7 protein-coding genes are annotated in these 16,525 nt (G+C 32.7%); all 7 read left to right on the top strand.

The features are described from left to right. The first annotated feature begins 22 nt into the window (after positions 1–22). Positions 23–583: a hypothetical protein gene (locus tag ACWI69_RS05355; RefSeq protein ID WP_448820822.1), complete on the top strand. Its 561-nt coding sequence runs from the start codon at positions 23–25 to the stop codon at positions 581–583. A gap of 84 nt (positions 584–667) precedes the next feature. After that, the gene (locus tag ACWI69_RS05360) at positions 668–1,171 is read left to right on the top strand and encodes a hypothetical protein (protein ID WP_448820823.1); all 504 of its coding nucleotides are present in this window, start codon (positions 668–670) and stop codon (positions 1,169–1,171) included. A gap of 24 nt (positions 1,172–1,195) precedes the next feature. After that, positions 1,196–1,723 (top strand): hypothetical protein, encoded by a 528-nt coding sequence (locus ACWI69_RS05365; RefSeq protein ID WP_448820824.1) that lies wholly within the window; start codon positions 1,196–1,198, stop codon positions 1,721–1,723. After that, entirely contained in the window at positions 1,704–2,360 is a 657-nt protein-coding gene (locus tag ACWI69_RS05370; RefSeq protein ID WP_448820825.1) for a hypothetical protein, read from the top strand. Before ACWI69_RS05365 ends, ACWI69_RS05370 begins: the two co-directional genes overlap by 20 nt. Beyond that, a complete protein-coding gene (locus tag ACWI69_RS05375) occupies positions 2,361–4,940 on the top strand; it encodes a hypothetical protein (RefSeq protein ID WP_448820826.1) in 2,580 nt (859 codons plus the stop codon). Then, the gene (locus tag ACWI69_RS05380; protein WP_448820827.1) at positions 4,888–6,591 is read left to right on the top strand and encodes a ShlB/FhaC/HecB family hemolysin secretion/activation protein; all 1,704 of its coding nucleotides are present in this window, start codon (positions 4,888–4,890) and stop codon (positions 6,589–6,591) included. Before ACWI69_RS05375 ends, ACWI69_RS05380 begins: the two co-directional genes overlap by 53 nt. A gap of 14 nt (positions 6,592–6,605) precedes the next feature. Next, positions 6,606–16,525: two-partner secretion domain-containing protein (locus ACWI69_RS05385; protein WP_448820828.1), on the top strand; the 9,920-nt coding region annotated here is incomplete at its 3' end.

Below are 16,525 nucleotides of genomic sequence, written 5' to 3' on the forward strand. Positions count from 1 at the left end.
ATAAAAAATGGAGGGATATTTTATGAAAAAATTATTAACGGTTGCAGTATTAGCAACATTAGCAACAACAGCAATGGCAGTGCCACCTAATTTACAACCACCAGTTACAGTGGGAGGAAATGGTAATACTAGTTCTACAGAAGTTAGAATTACAGCTAATGTAGTACAAGGAATTGCAGTAAATGAGGCATCACCTATTGACTTTGGAAATTTAGCGAGAGGAATGTATACAGGGATTGTGAATCAAAATATACCTGGAAAAATTCATGTAAAGGGTAGTAATGGTGATAAAGTAAAATTAAAATTAAATAAAAGTATGACGGATTTGACATGGACTGGTCAAAACGGGACAGTGGAGCCAGCAAACCCAGGTGTGACGGTAGACAAGGATAAAATCACAGATGTCAATGTTTATGGACTAAGCACAAATGAAAAGGCATATACTTTAGATACGAATGGAGAAGCGACTCAAATATTAACAGCGTCGTTTACAGCGGGTACAACTAATGGAGCGAACTTAGGTCCAACGCAAAAGTTAGGTTCATATGTGGGTACAGTTTTAGTAACAGCAACAAAGTCTTAATTGCTTAAGGAAGAGAAGAATTTAACACCTCTCTTCCTTCTTTAAAAGTTGATTAAATAACAGAAGTAAAAAGGAGTTGAAAAAGTGAAAAAAAATAGAAATATAATTTTATTATTCAGCATATTTCTAAAGTTTTTAAATATAGAAGCTTCGCTTTTAAAAAATTCAGATATTCCTACAGCAACAGTAGATATAAGATTTGATTTGGAAGTTACAGATACGGTAAAAGTTGAACCAGTATATTTAGACTTTGGAAATATATTGAAAAATAGCAATAAATTGAACACAGCACAAAGTTATTTTAATTTATCAGCTAGTTTTCGGCAGGATATGATAGTAAGTACAAGTTATGATACTGGAACATTAGAAGGAGAGTATACAAAGATAACAATAGCTAAAGCAGATGGAACACCTTCAGATAAATTAGATGTCTACTTACATAATATAAAAGATAGAATTTTATCAAAGGGAGAATACAAAATACCAATTGTTGGAGAGATAAGAGAAGTAGGAAATGTATCATTAGGAAAATACGAGAAGACCATAAAAATGAATGTTGAAATTCAACCAATTTCGCCAATAAGATAAAAGTTATATGAAGGAGAGAAAATAATGAGAAAGAAAGGAATTTTTCTTTTAGGACTTTGTTTTTTTCAAAGTATTTATTCAATAACAATGATAAATTTTTCAAAGCAACTAGTTGTTATTTATAAAGTTTTAAATCCTCTTACAGTGACAGTAGATACACCTGAAAAGATGGTTGTTAAAGCCGGGAATCAAAGCTTTAAGTATAGTGATTCTGTAGCTTCTAAAAAAAAGATTGGGATAAAAGTTGAAGCTCCATATTATAAGCGTGATGAAATTTTGGATTTAGTTTATGCGACTGCAACTTTAAAAATGCAAGATAATGGAAATTTTTATTTAACAAGTGCGGATGGAACTAAAATCAAAGGAAGAGGATATTTTCCTTCAGTTGGTGAAAAAGCTGTAATACAAACTTTACCTTTATATACAACTACTGTAAATGGTAAGTATGAAGCGAGAACAGAAGTTGATGCAGTTTTTAATGAGGATAATAGTGAGATGAAATTAGGCGAGTATAGTGGGGTGTTAAAAATTGATGTTACGTATGGTGAATAGAATTTTATTATATTTAAGTAGTTCAATAGTGTTGTTAGCAGGAAGCCAAAATGTTCATATAAATTTAAATTTAAAGTATCCAGGATCTTCTCAAAAAATAATAGGAGAGAAAATGGTTATAGATTTAGGGTACTTACAAGAAGGACAGTCATATAAAAATCTTGAGATAGGAACTGTAGAAGTAAAAATAACACAAATAAAAACATCTGAAGATACTGATGCATGTATTTTACAAAATTTAGAGTTTGACTCTGTAAATAAAACTAATCTGAAAAATTTTTCAGAGACAATAGAAGGAGAAGATAAAATATATATAGGACAGAATAAAAATAAAATAATTTTGACAGCTAGAGATGTGAACATACTTTCTATGGATGGAGATATAGATAATACCAAAGATGAATTTTATTTTGTTGACCCAGAATGTATAGGAAATCAAGCTTTTAAAGGAGATGCATTAGTATCATTAGTTTATACGTTTAAATTATTTGCTGATATAGAGGGAGAGATTCAAAGAGAAAGTATTGTTGGAGCTTTTGCCAAAGAGAATAGTACAGGTATTGAGACTTCAATAAAAAGTTTGATTGAGAAACAAATAAAAACTTCGATTACAAGTAAGCATAAAAGGAGAAAATAGATGAGAAAGGGATTAAAGTATATTCTACTTATGGTTATATTTACTAAGTTAATATACCCGCAGGAAATGGAAGTAGGTCTCTATTCATTTAATTTTAATAAAAAAATAAGAACTTCAGGTACAAGAGTATACTTAACGAAGGATAAAAAAATATATGTAGAATTACAAAATCTTTTAAAAACTATAGGAATAACAAATAATAAATGGATAGATGAAAAGTTTACAATAGATATAGAAAATATTTATAATCAAGAAAAAGTCATTAATTTGGAAAAAAAATATATAACTTCAAACGATAAAAAAATATTTTTTAAAGATGAAATTATAGAAAAAGATGAAAAAATATACGTGAATGTAGATTTTCTTCCAAATTTATTAGGAATAAAGGAGTTAGAGAAGGATGACGATAAATTAATTGTTGATATAAATACGTCGTTTAAACTTCCAGTGGAATTAAGTAATATAAGAAAATATAGACAAGAAGAGTTCAAGAAGAATGAAAAAGAAACAAAAAATAAGGTTTATTCGTCAAAAAAAATTTTTGAGGCTGGAAATTTAAGGACAATATATAACTATAGAAAAAATTTTCAAGCTTTAAACTATGAAACTAAAACGGTTGATGTTGAATACTTAGGACCGTTACTGTATGGAGATTTTGAAACATACTATGGAATATATCCAGAGGTTAAAAATTATCAGACAAGATTGTCATATAGGAATGTTTATACGAATCATGCAATTATATTTGGAGATACATCAGTTAATTTGCCTAGAGTTTTAAGTGGAACTGTGGGGGGGTTAAGAGGTATTAGTTTTAAGAAAGATGAAAAATTAGTAGGAGAGTATAGCAATAATAAAGTAAGTATAACAGGCTCTGCACCATTAGGAAAATTTGTAGAATTATATCAAAATGGAAAATTAATTTCGTATGAAGATGTGAAAGCAGGTCAGTATGACTTTAAAGAGATACCACTTACCTTTGTATCTGATTCTTTTTATGTAATTATTTATAACTTAGATGGAAGTGTTTCGAAAGAGCATTTGAGTAGATATTATGGAGAGAAACCAGAAAAAATAGGCGAGTTTGGATTTAATATTCAAATGGGGAAGTCTGATTATTATAAATATGACCAATTTGTAGGGGAAGTAAATTATGGATTAAGTGAGAAGTTAACTCTAAAAACAGGTTTTTATGATTTAAAGTACAATGCTTTTTATAGTAAATATAATCCTCAAGAGAACAAGACGGCAAAATTAGGAATACTTTATGTAAGCGATTATAGCAAGAATCCATATAATTTAGAATTAAATTTATTTAATAGTAGTCATAATAATGATTACACGTACAAGTATAGTCAAATTTTTAAAGAATATAGAATAGATTTAGAGGGCGGAGATTATTCCAATAATACTCAAAAACGTATAAATAAAAAATATGATACAGGAGTAACTTTAAGTAAGGATCAATTTATTAAAGAAAATATAAATCTGGGACTAAAATATTATTCTACAGAGTATTCGTACGGGCAGAAAGTAAGTGAGATAGGAACTATTTTAAGAGTGGGATTTCAAAATTTTATTCCAGAATATGGATACTATAAGAGTTTAATAGATGGCTCTACATCACATGAATTTAGTATTAGGAGTTATTACTTTAGAAACTACTCTGTATATGCTGGAATAACTCGTAAGTCTTTATATGATTATGATGAAACTAGATATAAAATAGAAATAATGAGCAGAAACTATAGGGATAATGGAGTTAGATATAGATCATATTATGAAAAAAGTGACAGATATGGTGATGTATTTGGAATTTCATTTGAGGTTGACTATGAATCTTGGTTTTCTGGACAAGCTAATTATACAAAACGTAATGGTTTAAGTCATATTGATTCAGGATTTACATTAGATAAAGTAATCAACTTATCTGATTTGAATACAAAAGTTACAAGTGTAGAGAACACGAGTGTAAAAGGAATTGTATATGTAGATACAAATAACAATGGTAAGTATGATGAAGGAGTTGATAAACCACTTCCAAGAACGGATGTTAATGTATATGGAAAAAGTTCAATGACAGATGAAAATGGAAGATATTCGATAGGAAATCTGTCGCCGAATTCAGAATATGATTTGAAAATATATCCACAAAATCCACTATATAAAGGAAAAGTGGATGCATATAGATTGATACCAAATCCGGCTGCACCAATAGATTTAGATATTCCTGTTTATACAAGAAAAATAGTTTCAGGAATGATAAATTTTCCAAGTCAAAAATTAATGGAAAAATATTTAAAAACCTTATATTTGAATATAATTGATAAACAAACTGGGAAAAAATTAGAGGTAAGTATTCCTGAAAATGATGGTTTTTATGTAATGGAAAACTTAATTGCTGGAGAATATTTAATAACTTTAGAATCTGTTGAAAAACCAGGAGAGATTTTATTAGAAAAAGAATTGACAATAACTCCAGAACTTAGAGAGATAAATATGGACTTAAATGTAGAAGGGGATGAGAATGAAAAAGATGAGAGATTGGCGTTTAACGCTGTTGTTATTAGTAGGAATTAGTGGTGTTGTTCAAGCTAGAGACAATAATAGAGATCCATTTAAGGATATAGAGATGACTCAAAGGCTATTAGAGATGAGAAAACAGCAGGAATATATAGATGAACAATTGAAATATCCTACAAGAAATGAAAAAAAAGAGCAAGAGCAGGAGAAATTTCAAATAGAGGATGGTGAGAAGTATCTTTTCAAAACTATAAAAGTTGAAGGTAGTAAACACTATAAAAAAGAGATTGATAAAATTTTAGCACAATATATTAATACTGAAATGGGAAAAGTAGAAATATATGAACTTCTAACAAAACTTTCAAATGTATATTTAAATAAAGGATATATGACAACTTTAGTAACTATAAAATCTGGAAATGTAAAGAAAGGAGAGTTAATTTACGAAGTTAAAGAGGGAAAATTAAGAAGTATTAAATATATGGATAGACCTACTACATATCTGGGAAAGGCAAGAATTGATTTAGCTTTTCCCATGAAAAAAGGTGATTTATTAAATACTCAAGATATGGACCAAGGTTTAGAAAACTTGAATGTAGGAGGAAATAATAATGTTACAGAAGTTACTCCTACAGAGTTATATGGATATTCAGATATTATAATAGAAGAAAGTTATAGACCTACAGGTTTTGGCTTTGGAATAGATAATAGTGGATATAAAGATAAAGGTAGAGAAAAATTAAATATAAATTTTTCACAAGATAACTTATTAGGAATAAATGATAGATTGAGCTTAAACTATATAGAAAGATTAACTAAAAGTAGAACTTTAGATAAAGAAGCCAACTATGATATAGGATATTCTGTTCCTGTTGGTTATTGGAACTTTAGTTATAACTATAATTTGGGAGATAACTACAATACCGTAATAAGTGACTTAGGGAAATATAAATCAGAAAGTAGAAGTGAAAAACATAAGTTCAAAGCAAGTAGAGTCCTTTCAAGAGGTCAGTATGACAAGACAACACTTCATACGGGAATTGTTTTTAAAGATAATTATAACACTATGAATGGACTTGTTTTAGATGTAAGTACAAAAAAATATACTAATTTAACATTTGCAATAGATCATACTAATAGATTGTTCGGAGGAACATTCTTCGGGATGATTGAGTATGAAAGAGGAGTTCCGTGGTTCGGAGCAGAGGGAGATCCACCTGTTTTAAAGTCAGGGGATTATAAAGTTGAATACGATAAGGTTAATTTTAATTTAGATTGGATGAGATCATTATCTTTAGCTGATCATGGATTTCAATATAGGATGAAAATAGGAGGAGCTTATTCAGATGACAGATTACTATCTGCGAATCAGTTCAATATGGGAGATGAATTTACAGTAAGAGGATTTAAAGAGAGTTCAGTTGCTGGTAATAAAGGAGTTTACATAAATAATACTGTTACGTATATGGGATATCAAGGAATGAATAGAATCCTAGCTATGTTCAAGCCATTTATAGGATTTGACATGGGAGTATCTAGAGATAAGGATTTACCAACTTCAGATAGACTTGTAGGAATGGCGCTAGGATTGAAGTTTAACGCTGGTGCTTTGAGTGGTGGATTTACATATGGAATACCTTTAAGAAGAGCAAGTAAAATGCCTAGAGAAGGAAATCCAATCTATTTTAATATTAATTATAACTTATAAAAGGGGAGAGGTTTATGAATTATTTTAAGTTAAACGAAAAGTTACTAAAGCATAATTTGAAAAATAAGCGAAGTATAACCTTGAGCTTAGTTGTTGCTTTCTTAATTACAGGACAAATTGGAGGATTCTTTGAAACAGAACTTTTTGCAAGAGATTTAAGAGCAAGACAAAAGCAAAACAATGATATAAGACCTGATTTGAGTAACGGTGGTCCGGGAATGACAACAAGTGCTAATGGAATGGATGTAGTAAATATTGTTGCTCCAAATACTGGAGGAATATCACATAATAAATTTATAGATTTCAGTGTTGGAAGTGGAAATGGAGTTATTTTTAATAATAATTCAACAAAAGATCCATACGTTTCAAAAACAGGAGGAATAGTAACACATAATCCCAACCTACAAAAGTCAGCTTCAGCTATATTGAGTGAGGTAACAGGTAATAAAGCTTCAGCAATCAATGGAACTATTGAGGTAGCTGGACAAAAAGCTGACTTCATTTTAGCTAATGAAAATGGAATAACTGTAAATGGTGGAGGGTTTATTAATACAAGTGGGGTTACATTAACTACAGGTAAGCCGACAGTTACTAATTCAGGAATAGATTTGAATGTACAAAAAGGTAATATCATTGTTGAAAATGGAGGAGTAGGTACAGCTGGAGATTACTTTAATATTGTTTCAAAAACGATTGAATTAAGAGGTCAAGTAGCTCCTTTTGATGGAGAAAAAGATGCTGATATAACAGTATTAGCAGGACAAAATAGAGTAACGTTGGAAAATGGGAAAAGAATATCTAAGTTTGATGTAGTAGGTCAAGAAAAAGATGTAGAAAAAAAATATGGAATCTATGCAGATAAACTAGGTTCTATGTATGGAAAAAATATAAAATTAATAAGTACAACAGAAGGGCTTGGAGTTAGACATGAAGGCTTAATAAAGAGTAGTGAAGATATAGAGATTCTAAGCAATGGAGATATAGAGTTAGGTGGAGTTAGATCTGAAAAAGATATCAGAATTAAAGGTAAAGGGAATTTGAAAAGTATTTCTGGAACTTATGAAAGTTCAAACACAACATATAATTATAGCTTTTATGCAGATAATGGTGTAGAGATAAGTATGACTGGGGATATTGATATAGAAACAGTTGTTGAGGCAGGAAAAGTAGATTTAAAGATAACAGGAAAAAATTTAACACTTAAAGCTGGAGCAACAGCTAAACTATTATCACAAAAAGGAGTAATAATAAAAGTTAGTGGTATTACAACTGTAGAGAAATTATTAGTTCCTATAAGAAAAAATGGAAAAGATAACGAAGCACCGCTAGTTGTTTTAAAAGATAAAAATGGTAAAATAGTAGTTAAAGATCCAAAAACAGGAAGAGAGTTAGGTTCAAATGAGATTGAATGGGTTTCTTCTGGAATCTACGGAAATACTATAGATATAGAAACAGGAAATTTGAATAATGATGCTATAATTTCTACGGGAACTAATTCAAGGGATAATTATATAAAAATAAAGGCTACAAATCAAATAAAGAATAATAAATTGATTTCATCTTCAGGAGATTTAAATATCGAAGCAAGAAAGTTGGCAAATAGTGTGAACTCTTCAATTAAAGGAGCAGCTGTAAAAATTAAAGCTTCAGAAGTTCAAAACTCCGGAGAGATGAGACAAAATGTTGGAAACAAAGGTGAAACAGTAGATAGATCAAATAGAATAGAAATAGATATTCAGAATGGAAGATTGACGAATACTGGTGTAATTTCTGGTTATAATGTGGATATAAAAGGAACAGGATTTATTTTAAATGAGAAAGATGGAAAAATAGAAGCTTCAACTCAGGATTACCCAAAAGGTATGGGTACAATCACCATAACAGCAAGAAATTTAGAAAATAAAGGAACAATACAATCCCATGGAAAAGGAATTAGAAATGACATAGTTATAAATACACAAACACTAATAAATGCTTTTGGTGCTAAGATTATAGCTCAAAAAGGAAGTTTGAGTATAACAACGACCGTAGGGGATCTTTTAAATTCAGGAGAACTTTTTGCGGATAAAGATGTAACATTAAGTTCAGCTAAAGATGTAAGTAACTCCGGTAAGATTGGAGGAGAAAATATAACTATAACTGCAACTTCTGGAAAACTTGAGAATTATGGAAAAATTGCAGCGGTAAAAAAATTAATGGTTCATGTTAATAACTTAATAAATGCAGGAACTCCGGAAGAAATCTCAAAATATTTGTCAGCGTTTAATGCTTTTGTTCAGGAGAACTATGATAATGTTGTAAAAATAATAGATGAGTTAGAAAAAAAATTAGACTTAATAGTTGATCCAGACGAGGCTATAGTTTTAGAATCGACTTTAGAATACTATAAGACTTTAGAAAGAGAATTGAGTACACTGAAACATGAAGTAGAGAGAGTTGGAGCTCTTGGAATTTTATCAGGGAATGAGGTAGAGTTAAAGTCTAATACAGATATTTCAAATAATGGTATAGTGAAATCAAATACATCAGCAAAACTAGAGGCAACAAACAATATAAAAAATAATGGAGTTGTAGAGGGGGCAACGGATGTCACTTTAAAAGCTGGTAAAGATATTACAAATACCCAAAGATTATATGCAGGAAAAAATTTAATTATTGAAGGTGAGTCATTTACATCTTCAGGATCAGAAGATTTAGTAAAAAAATATGTAGATTTAATGACTAAATATGATGAAAAAAAATTAGAAGAAGCAGAAAATAAAATTAAAGAATTGGAAGCTAAATTAGAAAAAGAAACTGATAAAGTGAAAATTGAAAAATTGAAAGCTGAATTAGCGGAAGTTAGAAAAGTTAAAAATCAGCAAGCTGCATACAAGGCGGAGATTATTACTATCAAAGGGTTAGGAGTTATTGAATCAGAAAATTTAACTGTTAAAGTTACTGATAAAATAGAAAATAATGGAATAGTTATAGCTAAAAAAGATTTGACATTAAAATCTAGCCATGGAGATATAGTAAATAACTCAAATATCTCAGCAGGTCAGAATGCAACAATTGAAGGAAATAGTTTTATAAATAAAGTATTAACTGCAGGTGAAAATTTAACAGCAAAAGTAAATGGAGCATTTGATAGTGAATCGTTGACTATTGGAAAGAATGCAACAATTAACGCAAATACAGTGAATATTAAAAAAGATTTATCCGTAGGAGAAAAAACTCAAGTTAATTTAAGTGATACTAATGCATCATTGAAATTTGAAAATGGAAGTAAAGGGAACTTAAAGAAGGACTTTACGGTAAAAGGTGGAGAGTTTACAAACCAAGGTGAATTGGTAGTTGGAGGAAAAGCAACTATTGATACATCGTCAAATACTTCCACTCTGACATCTTCCGATAAAAAATCATTTACAAATGAAGGTAAATTTGATGTTACAGGAGATTTAGATATTAAATCTGAAGGATTTAAGAATACAGATGGCATAAATACTGGTGGAAATATAAGTATAGATGCAGGTTCAGGTAAGTTTGAAAACGCCAATAAACTTCAAGCAAAAGGAAATGGTAATTTTACATCACAAGGTTTTGTAAATAATAATGAAATAGTCTTAGGTGGAAAAGCTACTATAAATGCAGGAAGTGGAGATGTAGAAAATAAGTCTTTTGAAGCAAAAAATGATATTACAATAACAACAACTGGTAATGTAAAGAATACACAGAAGCTAAATACATCTGGTGAATTAGATATAAAAGGAAAGAATTTTGAAAATACTGCAAACGCTGAAATTGTTAATAAGGGAACAAAGATTGAAGTAACTGAAGATATTAAAAATGAAGGAAATATGGAAGTTACAGGAAATATTAGCTTGAAAGGAACAGGAGCTAACTCTAAATTAGATAACACAGGTAATATTAAAGCTACTGACAATGGTAGTATTGATATAAAAGGTGATTTAAACAATACTGGAACGCTAGCAACTGGGAAAAAATTGGATATAAAAGCAAGTTCTCTTACAAATAAGAATACACTTCAAGCTGGTGAAGGATTGAAAGCTGAGTTAACTAAAAATTTCAGTAATGACACAAATTCAAAGGTACTGGGTGGAAGTATAGAGATATTGGCTAAAGAAGCAGACAATGGTAGTGGATTTATCAATAAAGGAACAATCCAAAGTAATGATAAATTAACAGTTGATTTAGGGAATAAAGAAATTGATATTAAATTTACAGATGGTAGTAAAATGAGTTCTTTAGGAACGATGACTATTAAGACGGGTGGAGCAATAACAAATGATAGTAGGCTTCAAAACTTTGGTAGTTTAGATTTTACTGCAGGAAAAAACATCATAAATAATGCGATGATTGTAAGTAATGGTGATATAAAATTAACTTCTGGACAAAATATTATAAATGAAACTCAGAAAACAATTTGGGCAGCTAAAAAAATGGTTTTAAATGCGGTGAATCAAATTTTAAATAAATTAGGAGCAGCGATTGAATCAAAAGGGGATATGACATTAACGGCAGCACATTTAGTCAACGATGCCGGAAGTATAAAAGCCGGTGGAAATTTAACTATTAATGCTGATAAAGTTGAGAACAAAAGTGTTGTAACAGGAAATGGATATAAGCAGGTAGATGTAAAAAAATATTCAGATAGAGATATATATTATCATGCAGCATATAAAGAATATGGAAGAGTGAATATCGAATTTCCTATATTTGAAGCAGATATACTAGTAAAAGATATGGCGAGTATTCAAGCCGGTGGAAATGTAACAATAAATGAAAAAACTGCAAATTCTAAAGCAGAAATTATTAATAGTTCTGGAGTTATTTCATCAGGTAAGGATATGACTATAAAAGGAAATTTAAAAAATGAAACATACTCGGTTAATATGAGTGTGGAAGAATATCTGTCAAAAGTTAAGGTCAACTTTGCAAAAGAAGTATTTACAATTACAGACTTACCGTTAGCAGGATGGAATCCAAATGTTTTTAATGGAACATTAAAAGAAGCATTAGAGAAAATAGCAAATGGAATTAATGGAAGTGGTGGATATCATAGAGCTTTAGTAAAAATTGCAGAGAAAAATGCTACGTTAAAAGCCTTATTAACATCTGCTTTAGGACCTGATTGGACTACAAAGATTGATATGGCAAAATATAATGGGAATGCAAAATATAGCTTCTATGCAACAAATGGAAATGCTAGACTAATAGCTGGAGGTAAATTTAATCACTCAGGTGGAACATTCGAAAATATAGCAGGTACTAAAGTTGAAAATACTAAGATTGATGTTTCAATCGGTGAGAACACTGTAGATGGTATTCAAGCAGACCTGGGAGTAAACGTAAAAGACCCTAACTCAATAACAGAAGTGGATGGAGTAAAGCAAGTTCATGATGTGGAGATTCAAACAGGAACAGTAACTATCAACGGTGTTACAATTACAGCTGGAAGTGGAGGAGGAGTAAGCTCTATCGCAGTAGCTGGAACAATCAATCCGATTGTATTTATTGATATTCCAGTTGGAGAGAATGGAATCTTTAAGCCAGCAGCTCCAAGACCAAACGGATCGGTTCCTTACCTATTTGAAACAAATATTGACTTTATTGACGTAAGTAAATACTACGGTTCTGATTATTTCTTCCAACAATCAGGTTATGATCCTAATAAAACTCCAACAGTAATAGGAGATGCTTACTACGAGCAACAACTAATTAACAATACAATTAGAGAGGGATTAGGATATTCTGGAGAGGTTTCAACAGACCATATCAAAGTTATGTTAGATAACGCTCTAAATGTAAAAGATAAGTTGGGACTTGAAGTTGGAAAACCTCTGACACCAGAGCAAATCAACAACCTAGATGAGGATATTGTTTGGTATGTTGAGATGGAAGTACAAGGTCAAATCGTTTTAGTTCCACAAGTATACTTTGGAAAAGATACAAGACTGAAGATGGCTGCATCTGATACAGGAGCTGGAGTAGGATCATCAGTTCAAGCTGGTGGAGATATCAATATCGATGCAACAGAAGTAGTAAACTCAAATGGAAACATATCTTCTGGTGGAAACATAGATATTAAATCAGAAAAAGGTATTACAAATAACTCGTCTGCAGGAATAAATGGTGGAATTTCAGCTAAAGGTGATGTAAAACTTGATGCTAAGGAAAACATCGACATGATTGGTGGAAACATCAAGAGTGAAAATGGCGGAGTAGATGTAAAAGCAGGAGGAGACATTAACATTGAGTCAACACTAGGATATGACGAAAATGGAAATCAAACTGTTTCTAATCAGGCTGGAATCTCGGCTAAAGGTGATGTAAGTGTTAAAGCATCAGGAGACACAACTATCAAAGGTGGAGTAGTTGAAAGTACTGATGGGAATGTAGCATTAGGTGGAAAGAATGTAACTATTGAAGATCAAAACATCATAACTTCAGGTACAGAGACAACAACTGATGGAATTACAACAACGACAAAATCATTCTCTAAATCTACTTCATCAGGATCAGGAATAGGTGGAAAGAATGTAACTATTGAAGCAGAAAACGACGTTACTATAAAAGGTAGTGGAGTGGCTGCAAAAGAGGAAGTTTCAATTAAAGCAGGAGATAAAGTAAATATAGTTGATGGACAGGATTACTACCATGAGACAACAAAATCTCAAATCTCAGGAACAGTTAATGGATTGATAACAACTGGAAGTGCAAAATCTGAGACAACAGCAAGTAAATCAAAAGGAAGTACTGTTGGAGGACTTGGAGGTCTTAAGATAGAATCAGGTGGAGACACTACAATAAAAGGTAGCGACTTGATTGCAGGAGATAGTGGAATTGACATTAAGAGTGGTGGAAAAGTAGATATTCTTGATGGTCAAGATACATTGAAATCAACATCTAATTCAGCTACATATAATGGACTAGGATTCACAGGAACTAGCGAGAAAACAAGCTCAACAACATCTAAAGGAAGTGGATTGACTACAACTGGAGGCATCAACATAGAGAGTAAAGATGGTGTAAAATCTGTAGGAACAGAGTTCACTGCAGGTGGAGACATGAACATAAAAACAGATGGAGATGTAAGCTTTGAAGCTGGTAAGAATACTTATGAATCTGAGAAGAGCTCAATAAGCGTTGGAGTGACAAACGCTGGAGCATCAGCTGGAGCTGGAGGAAGTAGTGTTTCTGCAGGATGGAACCCACTGGATGGAGGATCAACTGAAGTTATAAATGGAGATCCAGTTCAAGTTGGAAAAGACAGTATGATTAAAGGAAACAGTAAAGCTGGTAAGAACTATATGGATGCATTGACAGACGCATCAGTTCAAATTGGAGTATCTATGAAGAACTCTAGTGAGAAGAGTACAACATGGACAGAAGGAAGTGTAAAAACTGGAGGAAACTTAAATATAACATCAGGTGGAAAAACTGATATTGGAGGATCTGACTTTGAAACTGGAGGAGACTTCACTATCAAAGCTAAGAGTATTGATACTACTAAGTATGAAGATGTTGTAGAGAAGAAGAGTTCAGGACTTGATATCGGAGTTACTGTAAAGAACAGTACAACAAGTTCAATAGCAGATGCAGTAAATAAAGGAATGCAAATTGCCGATTCTGCAAAAGATGGAGCAGTAAATGAGGCGTTAGCTGCAGCTCAGGTAGCAGGAAGTGTAACTAACGTAATCTTCGGAGACTTAGCAGGAAATACAACATCTGTAACAGGAAATATTGGATGGAATTCAAGTAACTCGAAGACAACTAAAGAGAACACAACAAACATCAAATCTGGAGGAAAGTTACAGTTTGAGGCAACAGATGGAAATATTGATCTAAAAGGAGTTCAAGCGGAGGCAAATGATGTAAGTCTATCAGCTAAGAATGGAGAAATCAATATAACTGATGCTAAGGAAACAGTAACAGAGCACAGTAAAGGAGTTAACATTTCGGGAGGAGTTACAGCTTCAGTTGGAGTTGGAGCAATCGACGGAGCAAATGCTCAACTGGGAGTAACAGGAAATGTAAGCTATAACCAATCAGATGTAAATAACGAGTACAGTAAAGGAAGCTCAATAGTAGCTAAAAATGGAGTAAGTATTGAATCTGGAAAGAATACAAATATCATTGGAAGTACTGTTGAAGGAAACAATGTTGACCTGAAAGTTGGAGGAGATTTAAATATCGAAACTAAGGTTGACAAAATAGACGAATCAAGAATAGAAGCTTGGTTAGGAGCAGACGTTTCAGCAGGAGTTGCTACGAACACAATCGGAACAGGTGATCTTGGACTTTCAGCAGGTGGAGGACAAATCTTCAAGAAAGGAAGCGAGGTTACAACTCAGGCAGGAATTAAAGCTAAAAATGATATTACGGTTAAGGTTGATGGAGATGCTAACCTAAAAGGTGGAGTATTAGGATCAGAGACAGGAGCTGGAAATGTTGATATCGGTGGAAACCTAAATGTAAGTGATGTTAAGACAGACTTAAATGCAGGAGGAGCTATCGTTGGTATCAGTGGCGGAACTAAGGGTGGAGGAATCCAAGGTGAAGTTGGAGATGTTATCGATAAAGAGCAAACTGCAAAATCTGGAATTAACGTAAATCCTGATAATATAAATGTAGGTGGAGATGTAACAGTCAACGGAGGAAGCGGAGATAAGAATAACGTAGGCGTTGATATGGAGAACTCATTAACTACAGATAAGGATGTTTACAAGCAAGGTGGAACATTCTCTGGAACAGCAAGTGCAATTCCAGGTAAGAAGAAAGGAAGTGGAGACGCAGATCAAGTTGCACCTCCTACAAAGAAAACTGATACGGATATTCAGACACCAATTAAGAAAAGTCCAGACCCAGTAGAAAGTAAGAAACAAGTTGTTGAAACACCAAAAGTTGATAAAGGACAAGTTGTGGATCCACCTAAGAAACAGGTAGCAGAGACAGTACCACCTCCTACAGAGGCAAAAGTGGTAGAAGTTGAGACACCAAAACAAAAGGTAGCGGAAACAGAGGTACCTAAGAAAGAGGTTCCAGTTGTAGAAACACCTAAGAAAGTTGATGTTGACGTGGTTGATGGTAAGACGCCAGAGGCTCCAAAACCAGTTATAAAAGATGGATACCAAAAGAACCCAGAGACAGGAAAGTGGGAGAAGGTAACTCCGGAAACTGGAGCAAAACTGACAAATGGATTCTTCGGAAGTATGGACAGTTTAAAAGGATTCCAACAAGGAATTAAAAAAGGTACAGTTAGTTCAGATGGAGGACCAGCAACGGGTTCAGGAACAACGCCAAAAGCGCCATCACAATCAACACCAGATGTATCAGCACCGCAAAAGGCACCAGATACAGGAGCAGGAAAGGTAGTAGTGGATTCAACGCCAGATAAACCAATAACAAATGGAGGATACACAAAGAATCCGGAGACAGGAAAGTGGGAGAAACCACATACAGAAGGAGGAGCAAAATTAACAAATGGCTTCTTTGGAAGTAACAGTTCACTAAAAGGATTCCAAGACGGAGCGAAGAGTTTAGGAGGAGCAACTGGAGGAAGTAAGGCGAACACAGGATCGTCAGTAGGTGGAGCAGGAATAACGCCAAAAGCGCCATCACAATCAACACCAGATGTATCAGCACCGCAAAAGGCACCAAGTACAGGATCAGGAAAGGTAGTAGCGGATTCAACGCCAGATAAACCAGTAACAAACAATGGATATACAAAGAATCCGGAGACAGGAAAGTGGGAGAAACCACATACAGAAGGAGGAGCGCAAACAACAAATGGCTTCTTTGGAAGTAACAGTTCACTGAAAGGATTCCAAGATGGAGCGAAGAGTTTAGGAGGAGCAACTGGAGGAAGTAAGGCGAACACAGGATCGTCAGTAGGTGGAGCAGGAACAACAGCAAAAGCACCATCACAATC

This window comes from Cetobacterium sp., from assembly GCF_977044495.1.

What these genes read in the sequence shown, in the direction of transcription:
- ACWI69_RS05365 (WP_448820824.1), top strand. Translation starts at nt 1,196, where the DNA reads ATGAGAAAGAAAGGAATTTTTCTTTTAGGACTTTGTTTTTTTCAAAGT.
- ACWI69_RS05375 (WP_448820826.1), top strand. Translation starts at nt 2,361, where the DNA reads ATGAGAAAGGGATTAAAGTATATTCTACTTATGGTTATATTTACTAAG.
- ACWI69_RS05370 (WP_448820825.1), top strand. Translation starts at nt 1,704, where the DNA reads ATGTTACGTATGGTGAATAGAATTTTATTATATTTAAGTAGTTCAATA.
- ACWI69_RS05380 (WP_448820827.1), top strand. Translation starts at nt 4,888, where the DNA reads ATGAAAAAGATGAGAGATTGGCGTTTAACGCTGTTGTTATTAGTAGGA.
- ACWI69_RS05355 (WP_448820822.1), top strand. Translation starts at nt 23, where the DNA reads ATGAAAAAATTATTAACGGTTGCAGTATTAGCAACATTAGCAACAACA.